Below are 22,699 nucleotides of genomic sequence, written 5' to 3'. Positions count from 1 at the left end.
GATTTAGTTGCGCAGAACATATATCGTAAGTCGATATTGGTACTGACATGGCGCTGCGAGCCTAGCTCAAAAGCTTTTTGAATATAGTCAGAAAGTTTAGTTGTGACTTTCCCTTCACACGTTCATTTGTATACATGTCTGGTCCTGGAATATCTGTCTGGTGGCCAATGAGGCCAGCCATAACCCTTACATTAGAGCGGGAGACTCGTTCTAATTTGAGTGCAGACAACAATTTTGTATTGACGAAGGTAGAAGATGCCACCCTTTACCCCTCCAATCGGAACGTTCCCGGCAGCATATTTCAAAGGCTTCGACTTCACTCTGCTCAACAAATGGATAAGAGCAGCTCCCACCTTTGGTTGCTTCAAGCAAACTGTTATATCGACTGCGGTACGCTTTAAAGTAAGCGGACTCGCCATTATCTTTCCTGATAGAAATAGCCGCTAAGATATATAGAGCTTGGCTCAACGCTGAAGTGTATGACTAGAAATATTGAGGTTCTTAGCAATATTGCTCAAACGTACTAACGCACCCGCCAGCAGATCATTGTTCATTTCTCGCTCGCTATATTGATCTTTTAAATCAACTTTAATCGTCGAAGTCTAACTTTTCGAGCTTTCATAAAACCGATAGTTAGCTTATAGCTGCTCTGCAATTTCGGTAATAAAACGGCTGGGCTGTTTAGGAGATAATATAAATGCTCGTTTCTTCGCTCTCGTCAAAGCTACATAGAATAACCGCCGTTCTTCTGCATATGGAAAAGCCTCAGATGCTGGCAAAAGCGCTTCGATAATTTGATCTGTTTTCTGTGTCGACGGTACGCTTGTATCGAGCCCAATGATAATCGTGTAATCCGCTTCCCTACCTTTTGCTGCATGAAATGTCATCGCGCTGATTTGCAATCCATTAAACTGCGACTTTTGCTGCGCTAGATATTCTTTTGATGGAAGCTGCTTATGGTATCGCGCCAAAATCATAACTGTACTACGTGGTGGAGCAAACATCTCAAGTTCAGCAAGCTTTACCTGTAATGCATCATTTTGATCTTGTGCCTCTATCACCAATGAAGGGCCGTCACCAATAATCTGCGCGCGCACTTGCTTTACTATCTGTTGAGGGTTCTGACAAACAAAATCACTGGCCAAATCTAATAGATCTTGAGGGTAGCGAAATGTCTTATCCAACTGCATCACTGTCGAAGGGCCAAAATGCTGAGAAAAGTGAGTCGTCAATGATAGGTCAGCTCCACTAAATCGATAGATAGATTGCCAATCATCCCCCACGGCAAATAAATGGCCACGCGCACGCTGCGTCAATAGCGCGTTAACCAATTCAGCCCTCGCAGGCGAAATATCTTGGAATTCATCGACCAAAATATGGGACCAGTTGCTTTTAAACTGTTCAGCTTTGACATACTTAGTGGCATGACTGATCATGTCATCATAATCAATCGCTTGCTCGTTATTGAGATACAACTGGTACTCAGTAAGTAGTGGTCGAAATACAACTAAATAATGCTCAAACTCAGCTTCAATATGTTGTAAATTGCCCAAGCTACGCGCTTGCTTATACATGCCAATCAGATCACTAAATTGTTTAACTAATCTAGTTAAATGTGGTGATGAGAAGTCAACCCGAGTACTCCCTCTGTCCTCATTGAAATTGCTTTTTAGCAAAGTCAGTAAATTGCGATGAAAAGCGCTATCCTGACACAACGACTGAAGCGTCTCATGAATAAATTGACGCTTTTGCATCTCATCATTACTTAATTGAGAAAGCTTAGGCGTTCGCCCTTCGACTTCTGTTAAAATGTAAATGCCTAAACTGTGAAAAGTTCTACAAGCGACAGACAATTGGGCACTAGACAATCTCGACTGCATCTCCTTTGCTGCTTCTTTGCCATATGCAAGCATTAGGACTTGTGAGGCATCCGCTATTCCTGCGGTTGTTAAATAGCCTGCTTTAGCTATCATAACGCTCGTTTTGCCCGTTCCAGCGCCAGCAAGTAATAGCTGTCTCTCATCTACGACAACGCATGCGCGTCGCTGTGCGATTGTTAATGGTTGCCCAGCAATATTATCAAAAAACGCCTCATAGTCATTCAGTTGTTTAGTGATAAATGCTTCTCGAAAATCATCAATATCCTGACGTTGCCAAGTGTGGATCTCTTCAAGTGTATAACGGGTTTGCGCTAAGTAGGCCTCTAGCCGGTGATCTAACGACCAAGTAAGCCAATGGCCAGAGAGCTCCTTTGCCTTGCTTTTAGCGGTTTTTAACAAACCATGAGACAAGTAGCGCCGCTCTAAAAGCGCTTCTAATTTTGAAATGCTGTTTCTAAGCCTTGAGATATGTGCATTGAGCCAAAGTTTCTGCAATTCAAATTGAGCTAAGGCGATATCACAATTTTTAATACGAACCTTTACCCGACCGTCAGGCATAAAAATTTGCAATTTAGGGGTAATTTTACCTTCAAGCATAAGTGGAGGCTGCTGCTGCATCTGCCACGTATATAACTTTTTTGCCTGTTTTCCTTCAATCACAATCCCCTTAGTGGAGATAGTCATTGCGGTTATCCCATCGGTTATTCTTGACAGAGTATGAACTTTAAACTGCATGCAAATTTCATATTAATCTTGGTGTTACGAAGAGTTTAGGGGAATCCGTGTCAGCTGTCATGCGCTATCAGATAAGTACGTCAATTTACTCTTTTAAGAAAAGGGAATTTGTACATAAAAAAGGCCGGGAATCCCGGCCTTATTTCGCATTTTAGTTTAGCCAGAAATCTTTTCTGAACTTAATACCAAATTCGCTTCTGTCGTTGCTGCGCATTACGCCAACAAAGCCAGATTGCTGCAGACGGCCAACATCATAAACTTCATTAAAGATGTTTTCGCCGTAAAGAGTGACTTCTGTATCGCCTTCACTGTTTGTGTAAGAGATGTTGAAACCAAATAACTCACGAGATTCAATGAACTCATTAGGGTTGTTAACTGATTGGCCCTGCATATCTGAACGGTATGAGTAACTTGCATTGACAGCTACGGTAGCGCCAGATTCCATATCAATGAAATAAGATGGCGCAACCATCACTGTCCAACGAGGCGTCAATGCAGGTGCGTTACCCACTGTAATACCTTGTACACCCTCATCAACATGCGTTATTTCAGAGTCCAAGTAACCAACTGAGCTGCGAATGCTAAAATCATCAGTAACAGCAACCGTAGTTTCTAGTTCAATACCTTGTGCGCGAGACTCACCCGCATTTTCAATGTAGGTATTAAACCCATTTGAAGGGTCGTTGAATGGCAGTGCTAAATCAGTGTAATCAGTAACAAACAGGGCTAGCATCATAGAAACTCTATCATGTACTTGTCCTTTGAAACCAATCTCGTAGTTTAATGCTTTAGTTTCATCAAATGAAACAAACGCATCCGCACCACCAAATGGGCGTGGAGGGAAACCACCACTTTGATACCCTTTTTGGATTTGTGCATAGACATTCATATCTCGGTTTAACTGGTATGCAGCATTCACATCCCAAGTGACTTCGTCAAACTCTGCAGTTGCGCCTTTGGTGAAGTAGCCAAAATCAGCAAATGCGTCTTTCTTGTCTTCAGAGTAACGTAAACCACCACCCAAACTTAGCTTCTCTGTAATATCAAAGCTTGCGTTAAAGTAGGCCGCATATGAATCTGTTTCTTGGTCGATACGAAATCTACCATAGTTACCTGGTGTGCTAAATGGACTGAACACGTATGGTTGTGACTCAGTAAAGCCATCTTCATTGAAGTAGTATAAACCTGAAACAAAGTCCCAAGTATCGAAAGTACCATTTAACTGAAACTCAACAGACAGCTGATCTGCACCACCTTCTTCAGGGAATTCAGATAGGTGCAATGGCGATGCATCGTCGTCAAGCCCACCAGTGTAGTCCGAACCACGCTTGCTGGTAATAAACTTAACGGCATAAGTATCATTTACCTGCCAATCAGCTATCACAGATGCGCCCCAGCCCGAATAATCTGTGCTTTCGATACCTGCTACAGTGGTACCTAGGTCATCTGGGTTTTTAGGCAATAAGCTTTCGTTTAAAAGCGGAAAGTCACCATTGTTTGGGTCATTAGGGTCTAAACCACCAGTTAATTCAATGGTATATGGCGATTGGCCAGATTCGTTGTCTACGGCATCTACAGCAACATTTAAACTAAAGTCGCTGCTTGGTTGCCATTTGATGGCCAAACGACCACTCATTTCTTGCTCTTCACCAATTTCTTTTTCTGGCGCTTCAAGGTTGATCGCATGCCCTACCCCCTCACGCTCTTTGTAAGATGCGTTTGCTGCAAAGCTCCACTCATCATTGATCGTTTGGTTAGTGTAGATATCAGCGCCAATTCTGCCACGTGAACCAACTTTTGATTCAACGCGAACAACATCTTCTGCACCAGGCTTTTTAGTGATGATGTTAACAGCACCGCCCAGCGTGTTACGGCCATAAAGCGTACCTTGTGGTCCACGTAATACCTCAACACGTTCAATGTTCGGCAAAGATAGGTTGGAGCCCATTTGACGACCAAGATATACACCGTCTACGTACACCCCAACACCCGGATCAGTAGTAATAATATGGTCTTGTAAGCCAATACCACGAATGAATACAGACGCATGCGCAGCATTGCCCACACCGTATCTTGTAATATTTAAGTTTGGAACAAATTTACCTATGTCATCTAAGTTACTCATATTGCCTTTTTCAATGGCATCAGCACCAATAGATGTGATCGCTGTTGGTGTTTCGAACAGACTCTCAGTACGTTTACGAGCCGTCACTTCAATTTTTTCAAAAGTGTTCTTTTTTGCTTGTGCTTCTTCAGCTGCAAAGGAAGGTAAGCTCACTGCCGACAAAATAGCAGCGCTTAGTGCAGATAGACCAACGCGTGGTAAAACTGTTCTCATATTTTCTCCAAAGGAATCGCCGTGTGTAAATTCAACCTGAGGAAGGTTGAAGCTTATGCCCAAATAAAAACAGGCATAAAAAAAGATGCGCAATACGCATCTATTTCCTCTGGAAGGCCATTATATGTGTTTAGTGTATGAATTGAAATAAAAACTTCATAAATATTTTCATATACAAATTTATTACCTAAGTAAAACCAAATAAAAACATAAGAATCACACGATATAACACAATAACGGGGAAAATAGACCAGAAAGAATTGAATATACGGGATGAATAGGTTTGGCAAATAGTTATTACAATCGCCAAAATATTTAAATTTAAGGAAGTGACAGATGTTACATCTGTTGAAATTCAAGAAAGTACATGAGCTTTAAAAATACATAAAAAAATCCCGATGAACATAATAGCTCATCGGGATTTCTTATTTGGTGCGAATGGGGGGACTTGAACCCCCACGAGCATAGCTCACCACCCCCTCAAGATGGCGTGTCTACCAATTCCACCACATTCGCATATTTTTTAGTTTGGTACGTCAGAATTCTCTTCTGTAGCAGGTACATCAGTAACAGCTGGAACTGTAGTCGCCGCTGGCGCTTCCAAGTTTTCCCACTGGTCTGTTTGTTTAATTTGACCTGCTGTAAGGTTACCTAATGCAATACTAAGAACAAAAAATACTGTTGCTAGTACTGTTGTAGTTTTCGTCATAAAGTTGCCAGCACCTGATGAACCGAATACCGTAGCAGAAGCACCTGCTCCGAAAGACGACCCCATATCAGCACCTTTACCTTGTTGGATTAGAATCATTCCGATTAATGCTAATGCAACAACTAAATAGACAACCAAAAGAATCTCGTACATTTACTTATCCTTTTGCACTCTCACAGATAATTTTAAAGGCTTCTGGCTTAAGGCTTGCGCCGCCTATTAAACCGCCATCAATATCTGCTTGTGCGAACAATAATTCACTATTACTTTCATTAACACTGCCACCATATAAGATTTGCAGTGATTCTGAGATTTCAGCATCATAACTTGAAACTAAATCTCTAATAAACTTGTGTACCGCTTGTGCTTGCTCAGGAGAGGCTGTTTTACCAGTTCCGATAGCCCAAACAGGCTCGTATGCTATCACAGAGTCATTCAGTGATGCTATACCTAATTTATCGATTACAGCTTTAATTTGTGCCGCAACGACATTTTCAGTCTGACCTTGCTCTCTTTCTGACTCTGTTTCACCTACACATAAGATAGGGATTAGTTTATCAGTTTGGGCTTGCTCAAACTTATTGGCAACGTCTTCATTTGACTCACCATAAATACTTCTTCGTTCAGAGTGACCAACTAATGTGTAAGTCGCGCCCAACGCCTTAACTAATGAAGCTTGTACTTCACCTGTATATGCGCCTAACGGATGCTCTGATACGGTCTGCACACCAGCTTTTACGCCAGAAGCAACTACGTTGCTTAAAAGTACAGTTGGCGGAATAACAACTACTTCAACATCGTCATTATTGATGCTTTTAATTGTGCTGGCAATATTTTGAACTAGCTCTAAAGAGCCATTCATTTTCCAGTTACCAGCTACCATTGGCTTTCTACTTAACATTCGATACTCCGCGTTAGAAAGCGGACGAGATACTAACGCCACTCGTCCAAAGTTACAAGAAAAAAATTACTTTTTAGGTTTAATTGCTCACTGATTCAACAACTTCAGCAATTTTATGCGAAAAATCCATGACCTGCTTTTCTTGTTCCGCTTCAACCATAACTCGCACAACAGGTTCAGTTCCAGACTTGCGCAATAAAACGCGGCCTTTACCGTCCAGCTCTTCTTCAACCTGTTTGACCATTGATTGAACTGATGCGTGGGCAACAGGGTCTGTGCCTTTTGCGTATCGAACATTGATCATGTTCATCGGGTATTTGGTAAAGCCGGCACCGAGATCTTTAAGCGTTTTATTTTGAGCGACCATTGCAGCCAACACTTGTAGGCTTGAAATGATACCGTCGCCTGTTGCAATCAGATCTAGATTCAGAACATGGCCAGAACTTTCACCGCCGATATTCCAGCCTTCTTTTGTTAATAGTTCAAGCACGTAACGATCACCAACTTTACTTCTCAAGAATGGTATATCTTGCTCTTTGAGTGCATTTTCTAGACCCATGTTAGACATAACGGTGCCAACAACACCGCCTTTCAAAGTGCCGTTAAATTTCGCTTGAAGTGCTGCAATGTATACAATGTCATCGCCATCAAAGACACGGCCATTATGGTCGACCATCATAACGCGGTCACCATCGCCATCGTATGCGATACCTACATCCGCTTTATGCTCTAGCACCTGACGTTTCAAAGCATCTACGTGTGTTGCACCACACTCTGCATTGATGTTCATGCCATCTGGTTCACAAGCAGTTGTTATGACTTCTGCACCCAACTCTTGCATTACAGAAGGTGCAATGTGATAGGTCGCGCCATTGGCACAGTCTAGTACGATTTTAATACCTTCTAAAGAAAGCTCTTTAGGGAATTGGCTCTTACAAAACTCAATATAACGACCACTTGCACTATCAAGCCTTCTAGCTTTACCCAAATGCTCAGATGGTACACAAGTCATTGGCTCGTCAAGCATCGCTTCGATTTCTAATTCAACATCGTCTGCGAGCTTTTTACCATTGCCTGCAAAAAATTTAATACCGTTATCGTGATATGGATTGTGAGATGCACTAATCACAATCCCAGCTTCAGCTCTGAATGTCTGAGTAAGATATGCAACAGCTGGAGTTGGCATTGGGCCAAGCAACACCACATCAATACCTGCAGCAATAAGGCCTGCCTCCAGGGACGTTTCAAGCAAATAACCTGAAATGCGAGTATCTTTACCGATAATTACTTTTTTAGTGCCAGATTTAGATAAGACTTTACCAGCCGCCCAACCTAATTTTAGGGCAAACTCAGGTGTAATAGGAAACTCACCCACGAGCCCTCTTACACCGTCTGTTCCAAAATACTTTCTTGTTGTCATTTAGTTACTCCATGGTTTGCTGCAGACCATACCTGCAGCACATCACTGGTTTCTCTTACATCATGAACGCGTATGATATGCGCACCTTTTTGAGCACATAATAAGGCACCCGCAAGGCTTGCAGCCAAACGTTCACTTGTATCCCGATTTAATAAGTTTCCGAACATTGATTTACGTGACAAGCCGGCCAAAAGAGGCAGGTTTAAATCACTAAATTGATTAAATTTTCCCAACAGTTCAAAGTTGTGAGGCAAAGACTTTCCAAAACCAAAGCCTGGGTCTAATATAAGTCTTGAGCGCTCTATACCTACACGCTCACATGCCGTGATCCTCGATTCAAAAAATGCTTTTATGTCATTTATCAAGTGATCGTACTTTGGATCTAACTGCATGGTCCTAGGTTGACCCTGCATATGCATTAAACACACTGGTACGTCGGAAAACTCCGCAGCAACTTCTAAGCACCCTTCTTCTTGCAATGCTCTGACGTCATTTATTATGTCTGCACCAGCTAAGACAGCTTGTTTCATTACCTCAGCTTTGCTCGTATCAATCGATATTACACACTCCGATTTAGCACGAATAGCTTCAATAACGGGGATCACCCTATCAAGTTCTTCATTTAATGTTACATCAGCTGCGCCAGGTCTCGTGGACTCCCCGCCAATATCGAGTATGCTCGCTCCTTGTTCCAACAGCATAAGGGCTTGATTGACAGCGCTATCATTTTTATAAAACTTACCACCATCAGAAAATGAATCTGGAGTTGCGTTTACGATACCCATAACTTGTGGGCGTTGGAGATCAAGAGTTCGACCTCGAGGTAAAGAGAGTTGAAACATAATTCGCCTTCCTGTTAGTTGTATCTAAGCATACTTTAAATACCCCTACCAGTTTATTGACCAAAATCACTCACATAGAGCTAAATATTAGGTGTTATAGATATAAAGTATTACAAAAGATACAAAAAGGCCTCGAAGGTTTACCTTTCGAGGCCTAAATTCCTGCTGAGATATTTTACCTTTTATTAAGGCTTGTCATCAACCTCTGTATTACTTGGAGGTGGGACATCCGAGTTGTTTTCATCGCTTTTAGCTGCCGATGTGCCACCATTTAGACCGCTATCTTTATCAGATTTACGATCATGGGCATCTCTTGGTGGACGAACTTCCTTACGCTCCATTAGATCGTCAATTTGCCCTGCATCAATTGTTTCATATTTCATTAATGCATCTTTCATCGCATGAAGAATATCCATATTGTCTTTCAGGATTTGTTCCGCACGGTCGTAGTTGCGCGTTACAAATGACTTGATCTCTCCATCAATCAACTTAGCAGTCTCGTCCGAAACCCCAGACATTCTTGAGCCACTGCCACCCATGTACATTTCGCCTTGCTCTTCCATGTACATTTGTGGGCCAAGTACAGGGCTTAAACCCCACTGAGTTACCATCTTACGTGCAATATCAGTCGCTCGTTCAATGTCGTTACTAGCGCCAGTTGTGACTTTTTCATCGCCGTAAATAATTGCTTCGGCGATTCGACCACCATATAGGCTAGACAGCATGGACTCTAAATGCTCTTTTGAATGACTTACACGATCTTGCTCTGGTAAGTACATTGTTACACCTAGTGCTCTGCCTCGTGGAATAATTGACACTTTGTACACAGGGTCATGCTCAGGAACCAATCGGCCTACAATTGCGTGACCTGCTTCGTGATACGCAGTCATCTCTTTTTCTTTTTCAGACATAACCATTGATTTGCGCTCTGCGCCCATCATGATTTTATCTTTTGCAGCATCGAACTCAGCCATACTTACTTTGCGTTTATTGCCTCGCGCGGCAAATAATGCAGCTTCGTTGACCAAGTTAGCTAAGTCCGCACCAGAAAAACCAGGTGTACCACGTGCAATTAATGACGCTTCAACGTTTGAGTCTAACGGAACTTTGCGCATGTGTACGTTTAGAATTTGCTCACGACCTCTTACATCAGGTAGACCAACAACTACTTGACGGTCAAAGCGACCAGGTCTTAATAAAGCAGGGTCCAACACGTCTGGACGGTTAGTAGCGGCAATAACAATAATACCCTCATTACCTTCAAAACCATCCATCTCTACTAGCATTTGGTTGAGTGTTTGTTCACGTTCGTCGTGTCCACCACCCATACCAGCACCACGCTTACGACCAACAGCATCAATCTCATCAATGAAGATTATGCAAGGCGCTGCTTTTTTGGCTTGCTCGAACATGTCTCTCACACGAGAAGCACCAACACCCACAAACATCTCAACGAAGTCAGATCCTGAAATTGTGAAGAATGGTACTTTTGCTTCGCCCGCAACCGCCTTCGCAAGTAAGGTTTTACCTGTACCAGGAGGACCTACCATCAACACACCTTTAGGAATGTTACCGCCTAATTTTTGGAACTTTGACGGATCACGAAGGAAATCAACCAATTCAGTAACGTCTTCTTTTGCTTCGTCACAACCAGCAACATCAGCAAACGTTGTTTTTACTTGATCTTCGCTCATCAGGCGCGCTTTGCTCTTACCGAACGACATTGCGCCTTTACCACCACCGCCTTGCATTTGACGCATGAAGAATATCCATACACCAATTAACAGTAGCATTGGGAACCATGAGATAAAGACGTTTGCTAAGAATGACTGCTCTTCAGGCGCAACGCCTTTTACATTGACGTCATTCTTAAGTAGATCATTAATTAGATCTTCGTCATACAATGGCATGATTGTTTGAAAACGTTCACCATTGTTTTTAATCCCTGAAATAGTACCAGCAGCGCGGTCAATATTTGCTTCTCTAACCACACCACTACGGACTTCTTTTACAAACTGAGTGTAACTTGTTTGACGATCAGATTGCTCGCCACCATTGAAACTCTGAAACACTGTCATTAGCACTACTGCTATAACAAGCCAGAGAATTAAGTTCTTCGCCATATCGCTCAAGGGGTTAACCTCTTGTATCCAATTTATTTAAAATCATCTTAAATGCACCTCAACTGTACTACAGTTTGTATCCTGTCGCCACTATATATACTTCTCGTGATCTAGGTCGAGACGCTTTTGGTTTACGGATCTTTACAACTTTAAAGGCATTACGTACTTCTTGTACAAATTGATCAAAGCCTTCACCCTGAAACACCTTTACCGCAAACGCACCGTTTGGTTTTAGCACTTGATGACACATATCTAGCGCCAATTCGACTAAATACATGCTACCGGCCTGGTCTATGACATTATTACCACTCATATTCGGTGCCATGTCAGAGAATACCACGTCGATATTTTTGCCATCAATTCTATCTAGTAGTGTATTGAGTACACTCTCTTCTCGGAAATCGCCTTGTAAAAAAGCAACGCCCGGCAATGAATCCATCGGCAAGATGTCACATGCTATGACCTCTCCTCTATCGGTCACTTGTTCAGCCAAATACTGAGACCAACTACCAGGAGCCGCTCCTAAATCGACAACATGCATACCCGGTCTGATAAGTTTATCCCTTTGCTGTATTTCCTCTAGTTTGAACACGGCACGCGAACGATAGCCTCTTTTTTGGGCTTCGTGTACAAATGGATCGTCTACATGCTCTTTTAACCAGCGCTTTGAGCTCGCTGAGTGCTTTTTATTTGCCATATTCACTGCAACTCATTAGTAATCTTCTTTAGATGGCGTTAGAATGTCGAGAATTCAAGCCTTAATTTATTAAATTGTACCAATATGACATTATCAAATAAACAGAAGCAACACCTGAAAGGGTTAGCACATGCCCTTAAACCAGTCGTTTTACTTGGCGGAAACGGTCTTACAGAAGGTGTATTGCTAGAAATTGAACAATGTTTAGAAATACATGAATTGATCAAAGTTAAAGTACCAACAAACGATCGTGAAACAAAACAACTGATTTTTGATGCCATTGCCCGTGAAACTGGTGCGCACAAAGTTCAGACGATCGGTCACATCATAGTGCTTTACCGCCAAAGCGAAGACAAAAAAATTATTTTGCCTCGCAACTAATTTGTGTGTCGTTGAGCCGCTAATGCGGTTCAACTTCTCTCGCCACATCGATTGCTTTACGCAAAAAATCTGTCGTCAGTTGGTTTATCAAGCCACTTTCCGCATTCAGCAGCAAACTAAAACCAATACCTAGAGAGGGTATTACTGCGACATCGGTGCGATAGCCTTGCACCCAACCACTATGATAATAAATGGTCTCGCCTTCAAAACTGTAGATACGCCAACCCAATCCATAGTGCGCTTGTTCAACATATTTTTTCCAAACTCGCCTGCGAAGTTCTCGCTTAGTCAAAGTAAATGGTCTTGATTGAATTGTTAATGCATCAAGAGACAAAACACTCGGATATAGTCCAAGTTGTGCTTTTAGCCAAATCACCATATCTTCTGCACTGGCGTTTACACCAGCAGCCGGAGCTACTTTATAATAGTGTTTCTTTAGTTTAGCAGTGTGCCAATATTTGCGCCCTTTCACGTGCGGCAACGCAAAATTGTCGTCTTTGGTCATATGCTCGTACCCAAGCCCAGCTTCTTTCATACCTAGTGGCTTAAAAATAAATTCATTCAACCACGTGTCATAACTCAAACCTGTTGCTTGATTTATTACATTCCCAATTAGGCTGAACATGACATTTTGATAGCCATAGCAAATACCGGGCCTACATAAACGGTCCACCTTCAACAACCGTGGGTAAATATTGTCGTACTCCATTCTTGATTCAATGAGGTTATCGTAAGCGTTTGGAACAAGACCACTGGAATGACTTAATAAATGGAATACTCTCAGAGGCGCATACTGACTGCCCCTAAAAATTGGCAGGTAATCAGCAACATATTTGTCCAGATCTACTTTTTCATCAGCAGCAAGTTTAGCGGTAAGTGAACCTGCAAACGTTTTTGAAACCGAAGCCAGACGAAAGCGGGTCTGGCCATTTACCGGACGCCCCTTTTTAACTTTGGTTTTACCATATCCTTTAGCAATATCACCATATTTTACATGGGTGATACTCAAAGCAGCGCCGGGTATAGATTTTTCTTTTAGTTTTTGTCGGACTTGCTTAGAATAGTCGCTTACAAAATGCTCCCACGCTTTTGCTTTTTTATGTTCATCACCCTTGGCCGATATAGAAAGGGTTAGCAATAGTAAGCATTTTGAAAATATAAATAGTGACTTCATAATGACTCAGTTCATTAACACGCGATGTTATGGTATCACGAAGTAAGTTGCTGGCTCACGACATACGTTAAATTTAAACAAGAATCTTTGTAGATTGGTCCTTACAGTGTAAAGCGTGTTACAAACTTGAACAATTTTTAGCTGTCAGTGAACATGGTTGACCATGTAAAATTTAGTGCAAAGTCCACATAACATGATGAAAAATAGTAATTTGAGGTATTTATAATGCGAGGAATCCTTAGCTGTTTAGCGGTAATAGGCTTAACAGGATGTGCCATGACTCAACCGCTTGCCCCAGAGTTGCCGGTTCCTCCTAAACCGCTGTTACAAAAGTCTATATATCAAATTAGCTATACAGCTGAACTGGAATCAGCACGTATTAAATCAGTCCAACTACCTGCACATGTCGTTAAGAAGCAAGATACCGTATTCATTGATGCCACTAAGGTGACTTTGACAGATAATCTGCGTTCGGCACTCGTTAAGATGCTAAGTAAGAAAGGGTTGCAAGTCGATACCCAACAAAATACGGACTATCGTTTAGTAATTCAGCAAATGGATCTTTCTTTTGGTAGAGACAAGGTTTATGTGCTCAATAAACCCAGCAATGACCATCCATATATTGCAAAAATCTCACAAACAATACCCAGTAAACAATGTAGTAATATTACTGCATCTTTAAGTATGCGACTAACGCACAACGACTCAGCTGATGTTGTATGGTTTGCTAAATCGTCTGTGGATAGCGCAGGATTCCAAGGTATCCCCTTACAATACTCATTCACCGAAACGCAAAAAGTCACTAATGAGCAAGAGGTTATCTCATTCATCGAACAGCAAAATACTGAAGAAGCACGTAAAGAAAGGCATAACGAACCGGTTACTATCCCTCAGTACATCATCAAACCAGATATCACTCCCTTAATTAAAGTTGCAGGGGCGTGTGATAAATCAGAAGTAAGCGAGCTTACTCCGAAAATGATGCTAACATTGACTAGTAACCTAATCGACAAGTTAAATGTTCAATAGCGAACAAACTCATACACTTAATTACACAATTATCTCGCTACCTGATTATAATTGCGAGATGATTTTAAAAAGCTAGTATGGCTTTAAGAGATATTAGTATCATTTTCCATAGTGATATTGATTGGGTAGGTTAAAGGAGAGCTTTCATGGAGCAGTACGGTACGATATTACTCGTTGAAGATGATGAGTCACTTGCACAGTGGGTAGCAGACTATCTAAACAACCAAGGTTACACAACCCACTGCTGTCATCGCGGCGATGAGGTCGTGTCAATGGTTAAGCAACACAATCCTGATTTAGTACTTTTAGATATTATGCTGCCAGGACAAGACGGGATTAGTGTATGTAGAGAACTTCGCCAATTCTATAACAAGCCGATTATCATGCTGACTGCAAAAGATGAAGAAATGGACGAAGTTATTGGCTTAGAAGTGGGTGCTAGCGATTATGTTATCAAGCCAGTTCGACCAAGAGCCCTGTTAGCCAGAATTAAAGCGAACGCTCGTGCAGCTCAAGACAACAATCAACAAAATGAAAGTAGTAGTACTGTTTTAACGGTTGGAAACTTAAAAATTGATACCCAAGCGCGGAAAGTGTTGGTCTCAGGGCAAGAAGTTTCTATTTCTAGTGCTGAATACTTGCTATTGCACTTCCTCGCCTCGAATGCAGGAAACGTTGTTTCAAGAGATGCCGTATTTAAAGCCACCAAAGGTAGAGAGTACGACGGTTTAGATCGCAGCGTGGACGTGTTAATTTCAGCACTTCGCAAAAAGTTTGATGATGACCCACAAAACCCAGAAAAGATAAAAACCATTTGGGGTAAAGGCTATTTGCTGGTGCCAACAGCTTGGTAAAACCAGCTTATTTTGGTGCCAGTTTAATGCAATCAGCAAACTCCTGCTCTTGAAGTTATCATGTTGTTCTAAATAGAGTGAATGTGTGAGAAAACTATATTTATCTTTGCTTACTGGTGTCATTATTTCAATCATCGTTTTAGGATGGTTGATTGACACGTTAAATGAGCAAACCTCTCCAGATGATGACAGCTTCTTTTGGCAGGCTAAGTTGCTCGTTGGCATCGCCAATCAAGCGAGCTCTACACCAGTAAACAAGCGACTTGAATTCGTTGAAAAAGCAGGTCAGGACTTCAATCTCACCATATCTTACCACTCAGGAGCTTCTTTGGCATTGCCCTCCGAAGTCACTGAACAAATGTATCGGCCCCAAGGACTGTTAATTGACTCCGATGAAGGATACTTTTATCTCCTAAAGTCTACGCCTCAACTCAAGCCCGATTATATTGAGCTGCAATTGGAAAAACCGCCAGAGCGTAATAGTTACGACGTCATACTGACACTCGCTTTTTACTCAGGGGTATGTGCGTTAATGTGGTTTGTTTTGGCACCGTTGGCAAAGCGTCTTTCGGTGTTGACGCATGCAGCAAAGCAGTTTGCAAGTGGCAACCTCGATACCCGAATTGAGGTCAACCACTTTACCTATATTAAAGATGTCGAGCTGACCTTTAATCGAATGGCCAATCAAATCGAAAAGCTACTAGCAGAAAATAAGCTCATGGCATCTAGCCTATCCCATGATATCCGTACGCCAGTCGCCTGCCTACGGTTTGGCTTTGATGCTGCGATGGAAGAAGATGACATACAAGAGGTGCACCTGTTACTCGAGCGCATGGAGAAAGATTTAGACCAAATGGAAGACATGCTTTCAAGTTACCTTTCGTTCGCTACATTGGAACAAAAGTCGCACCTGCTAAAGTTTGAGCCTATCAAGCTCAATGGTTATATCTCTGATGTCGTGACCCAAATGCACCCTAAGATGTCTAAAAAAGGGTTAACAGCCAATATCTCTATCGATCCAGAGTTATTAATCGAAGCTGACTTACACTGGCTCGCAAGAGCAATCTCAAATTTATTAAGTAATGCATGCGATTTTGCCAATATGCAATTGTTTGTCAGTGCAAATATACATGAACATGAAATTGAAATAAATGTAGAGGATGATGGTCCCGGTATCGAGCAAGAAAACTGGAATAAGGTATTTAATCCATTTTTCCAAGAACAAGGCCACCGTAATCGAGCTGGAAAAAGCTACGGGTTGGGGCTTGCCATCGTAGCCAAAGTGGTAGACTGGCATCATGGTAAAGCAACGGTTAGTCGCTCTGAGCTACTTGGAGGGGCAAAATTCACTTTGATCTTGCCATGTAAAGCTGTTTCTCAAAGCGTACAGAACAACTGACACCACATAACTTTAGCTCAAAAAACACTGATATTTCATACTATTAAATCAATAGCTACGATTTCAAGCTGGATAATTATTTCTACGCTTCTTTTTAACGCAAAATCTTGCGCCAGATCAGTGCAGATAAGACTTTTTATTTGCCTTCATTTACAGTAGATTGTTGCGGCCGTCTTTAAAAAAAGAGAAATATAAAAACATGAGCAGTATTCGAGGAGAGTTTAGTTCTCGGTTTGGATTTATTATGGCTGCAGCAGGCTCTGCTGTAGGTTTAGGTAATATTTGGGGGTTTCCCACGCAAACCGCCAGTAATGGTGGCGCTGCGTTTGTCCTAGTATATTTAGTGCTTGCTTTTTGTCTTGCATATCCAGCGCTGATGGCTGAATTAATTATTGGCCGACATGGTCAAGCCAATGCCGTAGCTTCACTACAAAAGTTGGCAAATAACCAATTTCAAAAACGCTTCGCCTTTATTGTAGGTTTTGGTGGTATTGTCTGTGCTGGTTTAATCCTAAGCTTTTACGCCATTGTCGCAGGTTGGATGTTTAGTGCGACACTTGAACCTATCTCAGTCATCGCTGGTACGGAGCAGGCCACCACTTGGCTAAGTGAGCAGTCACTTTCAAGAGACTTATTATTTACTGCTATCTTCATAGTTTTAACAGTCTCAATCATTAGCAAAGGTGTCGAAAATGGCATCGAAAAATGGTCAAAAAGGCTTATGCCTGCATTACTATTTATCCTCTTCGCCCTGATTGCTTATGTATTAACACAAGACGGTGCAATGACAGGCCTAAAGGCATATTTAGTACCTGATTTTAGTTCAATATTAAACCCTAGTTTACTAGTCAGTGCACTTGGACAAGCTTTCTTCTCATTGTCACTGGGTACCAGTGTAATGATTATCTACGGCTCGTATATTAGTAAACAAGAAAACTTGGTGTCACTAGGCGCCTATGTAACTTTAATAGATGTTTTTATCGCATTTGTTGCTGGTATGCTTATTATTCCAGCTATGTATGTCGCTCAAGCGCAAGGCGTTGAAATATTCTCAGCCTCTGGTGAGCTATTGTCAGAAGACACACTAGTGTTCCAAGTACTACCAGCCCTGTTTGAGAGCATGGGTAGTATTGGTATTTATATCGGTTTTGCATTCTTCGCCTTGATGAGTATTGCAGCACTTACTAGCTCTATTTCAATGTTAGAGGCACCCGTGTCATATGTTGTTGAAAAGTTTGCTCTTGCACGTATTCAGGCAACATGGCTAATAGGGTTTATCGTCAGTGTAGTAAGCGTATCCATCATATTTAATTTCTCTGCACTATTTGGATTCGTTGTGCAGCTAACCACCCAGTTTGCTCAGCCTTTACTGGGTATGTTGTGCTGTATTTTTGCTGGCTGGATCTGGCACAGAGGCAAGTTACTTAAAGAAATCAAAGAGGGCAATGAAAGCGTCGAAAACACCTTATTCTGGAAGGTTTGGCCTTGGTATATTAAGTTTGTTTGCCCACTGGCAATTGGCTTAGTATTTATCAACTCTCTATAAAAAAAGGCGCTTCACTTGAAGCGCCTTTTTCATTATAACTCAGTCCGTTCACTGAAGTTGCATATCAATATGTTCAATACCATCTTCTAAGTAAACATCGCTTATCGGCTCAAACCCCAGTTTATTATAAAATGGTTGCAAGTAACTTTGTGCCGCAATCTGTACTCGAGAATCAGGAAACTGTTGCTTAGCGCAAGCAAGCGCTGCGTTCATCAAGGTATACCCCATTCCAGACCCTCGACTCTCAGAAGTAATTAATACACGACCAATAGCAACAATAGCGCCATCCTTTGGGTAGCACCTTGCATAGGCTTTTAATTGGCCCTGTTCAAAAAAGAGGATATGCCGAGTATTTAAATCTCGGTCGATATCATCGATTTCCGGATAGGCACATGCTTGCTCAACAACAAAAATGTCTACACGCGCTTTAAACATCATGAAAATCTCATCATGACTCAGCTCGTGAAACGTTCTTACAACAGCTTCAAGCATCAAACTATTCTCCCTATGTTGCAGTCATTAATTATGCAAATAAGCGCTCTAGCTGATCGCAAATGCGAGATAAGTTAACTTGATCATGTTCAATTGTTAAATCGATATACCCATCACTTCTAAATGCTCGATCTAATTCGATCAGCACGTGTGTTTTATGTGCTTCAGGTACGAATGACAATTCAATTTCTTGTAACCCAAATAGTGAGTGACTACTCGGTCTGTATTCAATTTCTTGATAACAACCAGACGTTGACTGGAAGCTTGACGCTCTCAAATAGCCTTTTTCAACGTCTGCTTTAACGAGCTGGAAACCAAGTTTATCCATCGCGCTAAGTACAGCTTTAACGGCTTCATTTGGATAAATGTGCAGTGCGTCTTTATCTGACGGGTCAAGTGCTAGATCAATATCAAGGCCAGTTTCAATCCAAACATGGCAATGATTATATGGCGCGTTTATTTGTGTAATTGGGGTTTCAGAATGCAATCGAGCTTCGAAAGGTATTATCCTTTGTTCTCCGGGTGAAATTGTAAATTCTTCAGGGATACGCCACTTTTCAATTACATGATTTGTGAAATACTCTCCATCGTCACTTTCAACCTTAACCTTGGTCATTAGCGCAAGCTCTAGTCCAGAAATTTCCTGCTCTACATCACCACCCATAACAATAATCTGTGCTTGAAACTTTTGACCTGGGTGTAAATGCTCAGTTTCCAATACTGTATCGACTTTTGCAGCACCTACTCCAACAGATGCTAAGAGTTTTTTAAACATCATTACTCCTCTCGAGGATGTTCCGTTAAGGCATCTTAAACACATTTGCCGCTGCTTGTCAGTGAAAAAATATCTATTTTCATCAAAACACCGTAGATACGCCCATAACACGTACAAAGTTTCATACTGTTTTGTCCATAATTTGTTTATAAAACAGATTCATTTGATAGAATCATGTTATCTAATACAACCTGCGTGACTTATGGAACTACTTTATTTTGCAATAGCTTTTGCTTGTGGATTTTCTGTTTACCAACTCAAGCTCCCGCCGTTAATCGGATTCTTAATGGCTGGATTTATCCTCAATCTTATGGGCCAGCAGACTACCCCTTTGCTCTCCCAATTAGCCGATTTGGGTGTCACCATTTTATTATTCAGTATTGGTTTAAAGCTCAGAGTTAAAAACTTGGTCAAACCTCAAGTCTGGGCACCTGCAACATTGCATATCATTTTGAGTAGCGCTTTCTTCGCATCATTACTATTGCTGCTTGGCCTAATGCAGCTCCCGCTTTTCAATCAACTGGACCTGCAAAGCGCCCTACTTGTCGGTTTTGCATTCAGCTTTTCAAGCACTGTTTTTGCGGTCAAAGTCCTAGAAGAACGAGGAGAAATGGCCAGCTTACATGGCAAAATTGCCATTGGTATTTTGGTCATGCAGGACATTTTCGCTGTTGTATTCCTTGCGGTCAGCACAGGTAAAGTGCCAAATATTTGGGCACTTGCACTTATCGCTGGATTATTTGTTTTCCGCTCGGTGATGTTTTGGATTCTGAGCCGATCTAAACATGGTGAATTACTGCCATTATTTGGCTTCTTCTTCGCGCTGGTTGTCGGATATCACGCATTCGAGTTTGCCGGATTAAAAGGCGACTTAGGCGCGCTCATTATCGGAATGCTATTTGCGCCACATAAAAAAGCCAGTGAGCTCTCAAAATCTCTACTAAATCTAAAAAATGTGTTGCTAGTTGGTTTTTTCCTAAATATAGGCCTCAATGCCAGCATATCCACTAATGCGCTCCTCATTGGTTTGCTATTGGTTCTGGTGCTTCCTGTTAAAGTCATGCTTTACTATGTACTGACAAATCGCTTTAGACTGCGTGCCCGTACTTCGCTTCTAAGTGCCTTTACTCTGTCTAATTACAGTGAATTTGGCCTGATTGTTTGTGCAGTTGCAGCCAGTAGCGGCCTCATAGCGCCAGACTGGTTAGCGGTAGTTGCAATCGCAGTATCATTCACCTTTATTCTTGCATCCCCTCTAAACAAACGCTCGAACGAACTATATGTGAAGTTTGAACACATTCTATTACGCTTTGAAAGCCCTCACCGATTAGAGGAGGAACTACCAGTTAACCTTACGGATACACGCATTGTTATCTTTGGTATGGGACGAATAGGAACTGGTGCTTATGAAACAATCCAAAGTTCGCACCCTAATTGTGTGGCAGGGATAGATATCAAGCCCGAGGTCGTAGACAAACATATTCAACGAGGGCGACGCGTATTGCTTGCAGATGCAACAGACCCCGACTTTTGGCAACGAGTAAACCACTCTAGTGTTGAAATGGTCATGCTTGCTATGCCAAAGCATATGCAAAACATTTATGCATTAGAGCAGCTGCAAGCGTCTGGCTATAAAGGGCAAGTGACCGCCATTGCTAACTATCCGGATCAGCAAAAAGAGCTCGAAGATATGGGCGTTCACTCTACTTACAACTTCTATTTGGAAGCTGGTAGTGGCTTCGCAGAGCACGTAAAAGAAAAATTATTCTAAAGATTATTATTCCAGTTCTCAGGCCCTTTAAAGGGTACTGAGAACTATTTTTATTTTCCTGTCATACACTTACATCTAGACGTCTAAAATCGCACCTCATTTTCAAGCATTTTTTGTAATAGTGCGATTTACAAAACTTTACATCGAAGTTAGTAATTCAACCATGAAAAAGAGTACACTGGCTACGTCATTTAGAGAACGTGTCTCTAATTTTTGTACTTAAATCTTATACTTAGTATCTGGTTTTAGGAACAAAGTAAAATTCTATCAAGATAGTTAATGAGGGTTTGCATGAGCAAAAATAAGTTAAATTCGTACTTTCCAGCAGCTGTTGACGACGTCAATGCAGCCCCGTTTTCAGACATACAAAAACGCTTGGATGATATTCAGGATTCAGGAATGACAGCGCTAGCCATTCGAAATATTTTATTTCATAAGATGCTAGATCTTCACGCTGTACCACAAGACCATTACTTACGTAATGAGTCCACTCCTGACAGACTTGATGATCCAAGCCTCATCAATAAATTGAACGAGTTAGGGTTTTATCGCACATCAAGACGCGTGATGCACTAACCGTAGTAACGATTTTTGAGGGGCCTACTCCCCTCTAACCAGGCTGGCAATGCCCGTCGCCAGCCTATCTTCTCTCTTCATCACGATACTTCTTTCGCATTACAAACTTCGGCTTACACGCCTTTAAACATGCCACAACAGGTTTGTAGTAAATAGCCCACAAAGAATCATGACCTGCATTGTATTTACCAACGCCGATGGAAATACTTTTAGCTTCAGATGCCTTTATCAAACTCCCCCCTAGGCGGTCCCATATTGCCAAAGCAGAGCCAATATTCGTATCAAAGTGTTTTGGGTTATTACTGTGGTGTATCTGGTGCTGAGCCGGACTAATAAACCAGCCTTCGAGCCTATCTCCCCAACTAAACCAAATATGGGAATGGCGAAGATTAGAGCCGCATACGTTGAACACAAACACAAATAAATTTGCGCCTAATATATCAAACATGCTTAGTGCCGAACCGAAAAAGAAGTACCCGAGCCCCACCACAATCCCCTGTGTCAAAGCCATTCTGCAGGCGTAAAAATAGCTCTCTATTGGATGCGAACGATAAATAGTAAAAGGTGTAAGAACTTTTGCGGAGTGATGCACTTTATGGATTTCCCATAAACAAGGCACCTTATGCAGCGCTAAATGTAATAGGTACCGAGTCAAATCGTCGATCAAGAACAACATCAACGTAAACAGTCCAACTACCACAAGTGGCGACCACTGAAGGTGTAATGACGGGCCAAACAGGGTTTCCATAAAATCTGAAATGCCAATTGCCACAGGCACCATGGTTAGCACAATGGGCGTGAAAGTCAGTGCTTTGATTATCCGATTAATGATGAACAGACAGTAATCTTGCTTTGCACTTTCGTGAAGCCACACTGATCTAGGAAAAAGAAAATGCCAAAACCCTTTAAATGAGCGAACCTGAGTTGTCGCACAATACACAAATGCAGCCATGACAGCTGCAGAGGCTAAATATAACCAAAAGATACGCTTATTTGCGTCTATAAGATAACCTGGCAAGGTACTAATGCTCTGCCAAATAGTTTCAAACATCTAACG

General features: G+C 41.7%; 21 protein-coding genes and 1 tRNA gene. 7 read left to right on the top strand and 15 right to left on the bottom strand.

Annotation, left to right across the window (positions count from 1 at the left end; all coding sequences use genetic code 11):
- Positions 1-61: 61 nt before the first annotated feature.
- From N475_RS26295 to rlmE, 11 genes are all read right to left on the bottom strand, one after another.
- Positions 62-262 carry a Glu/Leu/Phe/Val dehydrogenase dimerization domain-containing protein gene (locus N475_RS26295; protein ID WP_155730801.1) on the bottom strand — a complete coding sequence of 67 codons (201 nt, stop codon included), beginning with the start codon at positions 260-262 and terminating at the stop codon, positions 62-64.
- Complete coding sequence (locus N475_RS26290) at positions 211-468, bottom strand: Glu/Leu/Phe/Val dehydrogenase dimerization domain-containing protein (RefSeq protein WP_155730802.1); 258 nt, start codon at positions 466-468, stop codon at positions 211-213. Before N475_RS26290 ends, N475_RS26295 begins: the two co-directional genes overlap by 52 nt.
- Positions 469-638: 170 nt before the next feature.
- Positions 639-2,615, bottom strand: a complete 1,977-nt coding sequence (locus N475_RS13480; protein WP_081232428.1) for a UvrD-helicase domain-containing protein — start codon at positions 2,613-2,615, stop codon at positions 639-641.
- A gap of 151 nt (positions 2,616-2,766) precedes the next feature.
- Positions 2,767-4,953, bottom strand: a complete 2,187-nt coding sequence (locus tag N475_RS13475) for a TonB-dependent receptor (RefSeq protein WP_063355133.1) — start codon at positions 4,951-4,953, stop codon at positions 2,767-2,769.
- A gap of 430 nt (positions 4,954-5,383) precedes the next feature.
- Positions 5,384-5,469 (bottom strand) — tRNA-Leu (locus N475_RS13470).
- Positions 5,470-5,476: 7 nt separating this feature from the next.
- Positions 5,477-5,815 (bottom strand): preprotein translocase subunit SecG, encoded by a 339-nt coding sequence (gene secG / locus N475_RS13465; protein ID WP_063355134.1) that lies wholly within the window; start codon positions 5,813-5,815, stop codon positions 5,477-5,479.
- A 4-nt stretch (positions 5,816-5,819) separates the two neighbouring features.
- The gene (tpiA, locus tag N475_RS13460) at positions 5,820-6,563 is read right to left on the bottom strand and encodes a triose-phosphate isomerase (RefSeq protein ID WP_063365418.1); all 744 of its coding nucleotides are present in this window, start codon (positions 6,561-6,563) and stop codon (positions 5,820-5,822) included.
- Positions 6,564-6,642: 79 nt separating this feature from the next.
- The gene (gene glmM, locus N475_RS13455; protein WP_063365417.1) at positions 6,643-7,983 is read right to left on the bottom strand and encodes a phosphoglucosamine mutase; all 1,341 of its coding nucleotides are present in this window, start codon (positions 7,981-7,983) and stop codon (positions 6,643-6,645) included.
- Positions 7,980-8,825 (bottom strand): dihydropteroate synthase, encoded by an 846-nt coding sequence (gene folP, locus N475_RS13450; RefSeq protein WP_063355137.1) that lies wholly within the window; start codon positions 8,823-8,825, stop codon positions 7,980-7,982. The genes glmM and folP overlap by 4 nt, the downstream gene beginning before the upstream one ends.
- 185 nt (positions 8,826-9,010) lie before the next feature.
- Complete coding sequence (gene ftsH, locus N475_RS13445) at positions 9,011-10,948, bottom strand: ATP-dependent zinc metalloprotease FtsH (RefSeq protein ID WP_063355138.1); 1,938 nt, start codon at positions 10,946-10,948, stop codon at positions 9,011-9,013.
- Between the two features lie 67 nt (positions 10,949-11,015).
- Positions 11,016-11,645, bottom strand: a complete 630-nt coding sequence (gene rlmE / locus N475_RS13440) for a 23S rRNA (uridine(2552)-2'-O)-methyltransferase RlmE (RefSeq protein WP_063355139.1) — start codon at positions 11,643-11,645, stop codon at positions 11,016-11,018.
- A gap of 84 nt (positions 11,646-11,729) precedes the next feature.
- Between rlmE and yhbY the strand changes: the two genes are divergently transcribed.
- Complete coding sequence (yhbY, locus tag N475_RS13435) at positions 11,730-12,026, top strand: ribosome assembly RNA-binding protein YhbY (RefSeq protein ID WP_063355140.1); 297 nt, start codon at positions 11,730-11,732, stop codon at positions 12,024-12,026.
- Positions 12,027-12,045: 19 nt separating this feature from the next.
- Here yhbY and N475_RS13430 read toward each other — a convergent pair whose 3' ends face one another.
- Positions 12,046-13,200, bottom strand: a complete 1,155-nt coding sequence (locus N475_RS13430) for a serine hydrolase domain-containing protein (RefSeq protein ID WP_063355141.1) — start codon at positions 13,198-13,200, stop codon at positions 12,046-12,048.
- 276 nt (positions 13,201-13,476) lie between these two features.
- Between N475_RS13430 and N475_RS13425 the strand changes: the two genes are divergently transcribed.
- The 4 genes from N475_RS13425 to N475_RS13410 all read left to right on the top strand — a co-directional run bounded on the left by N475_RS13425 (position 13,477) and on the right by N475_RS13410 (position 18,028).
- Positions 13,477-14,229 (top strand): hypothetical protein, encoded by a 753-nt coding sequence (locus N475_RS13425; RefSeq protein WP_227008438.1) that lies wholly within the window; start codon positions 13,477-13,479, stop codon positions 14,227-14,229.
- Positions 14,230-14,375: 146 nt separating this feature from the next.
- Complete coding sequence (locus tag N475_RS13420) at positions 14,376-15,083, top strand: response regulator (RefSeq protein ID WP_063355143.1); 708 nt, start codon at positions 14,376-14,378, stop codon at positions 15,081-15,083.
- Between the two features lie 85 nt (positions 15,084-15,168).
- Positions 15,169-16,482 carry a sensor histidine kinase gene (locus N475_RS13415; protein WP_063355144.1) on the top strand — a complete coding sequence of 438 codons (1,314 nt, stop codon included), beginning with the start codon at positions 15,169-15,171 and terminating at the stop codon, positions 16,480-16,482.
- A gap of 199 nt (positions 16,483-16,681) precedes the next feature.
- On the top strand, positions 16,682-18,028 hold the full coding sequence (locus N475_RS13410; protein WP_063355145.1) for a sodium-dependent transporter: 1,347 nt from the start codon (positions 16,682-16,684) through the stop codon (positions 18,026-18,028).
- A gap of 48 nt (positions 18,029-18,076) precedes the next feature.
- Here the strand turns inward: N475_RS13410 and N475_RS13405 are convergent, their stop codons facing one another.
- Positions 18,077-18,520: a GNAT family N-acetyltransferase gene (locus tag N475_RS13405; protein ID WP_063355146.1), complete on the bottom strand. Its 444-nt coding sequence runs from the start codon at positions 18,518-18,520 to the stop codon at positions 18,077-18,079.
- A 31-nt stretch (positions 18,521-18,551) separates the two neighbouring features.
- On the bottom strand, positions 18,552-19,295 hold the full coding sequence (locus N475_RS13400; protein ID WP_063355147.1) for a sporulation protein: 744 nt from the start codon (positions 19,293-19,295) through the stop codon (positions 18,552-18,554).
- Between the two features lie 202 nt (positions 19,296-19,497).
- Between N475_RS13400 and N475_RS13395 the strand changes: the two genes are divergently transcribed.
- On the top strand, positions 19,498-21,066 hold the full coding sequence (locus N475_RS13395; protein ID WP_063355148.1) for a cation:proton antiporter family protein: 1,569 nt from the start codon (positions 19,498-19,500) through the stop codon (positions 21,064-21,066).
- 291 nt (positions 21,067-21,357) lie between these two features.
- Positions 21,358-21,642, top strand: coding sequence for a hypothetical protein (locus tag N475_RS13390; protein ID WP_063355149.1), 285 nt, complete (start codon positions 21,358-21,360; stop codon positions 21,640-21,642).
- A 64-nt stretch (positions 21,643-21,706) separates the two neighbouring features.
- Here the strand turns inward: N475_RS13390 and N475_RS13385 are convergent, their stop codons facing one another.
- Positions 21,707-22,693, bottom strand: coding sequence for a sterol desaturase family protein (locus N475_RS13385; protein ID WP_063355150.1), 987 nt, complete (start codon positions 22,691-22,693; stop codon positions 21,707-21,709).
- Positions 22,694-22,699 lie beyond the last annotated feature (6 nt).

Origin of the sequence: Pseudoalteromonas luteoviolacea DSM 6061 (assembly GCF_001625655.1) — a bacterium.
In the GTDB taxonomy this organism is placed as follows: Bacteria; Pseudomonadota; Gammaproteobacteria; order Enterobacterales; family Alteromonadaceae; genus Pseudoalteromonas; species Pseudoalteromonas luteoviolacea.
The sequence above is the reverse complement of the archived record's forward strand: the minus strand, read 5'-3'. Positions and strand labels throughout refer to the sequence as shown.

Excerpts from the sequence above, each read along its gene's own strand:
- N475_RS13480 (WP_081232428.1), bottom strand. The coding sequence starts at position 2,615 with ATGCAGTTTAAAGTTCATACTCTGTCAAGAATAACCGATGGGATAACC.
- N475_RS13475 (WP_063355133.1), bottom strand. The coding sequence starts at position 4,953 with ATGAGAACAGTTTTACCACGCGTTGGTCTATCTGCACTAAGCGCTGCT.
- secG (WP_063355134.1), bottom strand. The coding sequence starts at position 5,815 with ATGTACGAGATTCTTTTGGTTGTCTATTTAGTTGTTGCATTAGCATTA.
- tpiA (WP_063365418.1), bottom strand. The coding sequence starts at position 6,563 with ATGTTAAGTAGAAAGCCAATGGTAGCTGGTAACTGGAAAATGAATGGC.
- glmM (WP_063365417.1), bottom strand. The coding sequence starts at position 7,983 with ATGACAACAAGAAAGTATTTTGGAACAGACGGTGTAAGAGGGCTCGTG.
- folP (WP_063355137.1), bottom strand. The coding sequence starts at position 8,825 with ATGTTTCAACTCTCTTTACCTCGAGGTCGAACTCTTGATCTCCAACGC.
- ftsH (WP_063355138.1), bottom strand. The coding sequence starts at position 10,948 with ATGGCGAAGAACTTAATTCTCTGGCTTGTTATAGCAGTAGTGCTAATG.
- rlmE (WP_063355139.1), bottom strand. The coding sequence starts at position 11,645 with ATGGCAAATAAAAAGCACTCAGCGAGCTCAAAGCGCTGGTTAAAAGAG.
- yhbY (WP_063355140.1), top strand. The coding sequence starts at position 11,730 with ATGACATTATCAAATAAACAGAAGCAACACCTGAAAGGGTTAGCACAT.
- N475_RS13430 (WP_063355141.1), bottom strand. The coding sequence starts at position 13,200 with ATGAAGTCACTATTTATATTTTCAAAATGCTTACTATTGCTAACCCTT.
- N475_RS13425 (WP_227008438.1), top strand. The coding sequence starts at position 13,477 with ATGACTCAACCGCTTGCCCCAGAGTTGCCGGTTCCTCCTAAACCGCTG.
- N475_RS13420 (WP_063355143.1), top strand. The coding sequence starts at position 14,376 with ATGGAGCAGTACGGTACGATATTACTCGTTGAAGATGATGAGTCACTT.
- N475_RS13410 (WP_063355145.1), top strand. The coding sequence starts at position 16,682 with ATGAGCAGTATTCGAGGAGAGTTTAGTTCTCGGTTTGGATTTATTATG.
- N475_RS13405 (WP_063355146.1), bottom strand. The coding sequence starts at position 18,520 with ATGCTTGAAGCTGTTGTAAGAACGTTTCACGAGCTGAGTCATGATGAG.
- N475_RS13400 (WP_063355147.1), bottom strand. The coding sequence starts at position 19,295 with ATGTTTAAAAAACTCTTAGCATCTGTTGGAGTAGGTGCTGCAAAAGTC.
- N475_RS13395 (WP_063355148.1), top strand. The coding sequence starts at position 19,498 with ATGGAACTACTTTATTTTGCAATAGCTTTTGCTTGTGGATTTTCTGTT.
- N475_RS13390 (WP_063355149.1), top strand. The coding sequence starts at position 21,358 with ATGAGCAAAAATAAGTTAAATTCGTACTTTCCAGCAGCTGTTGACGAC.
- N475_RS13385 (WP_063355150.1), bottom strand. The coding sequence starts at position 22,693 with ATGTTTGAAACTATTTGGCAGAGCATTAGTACCTTGCCAGGTTATCTT.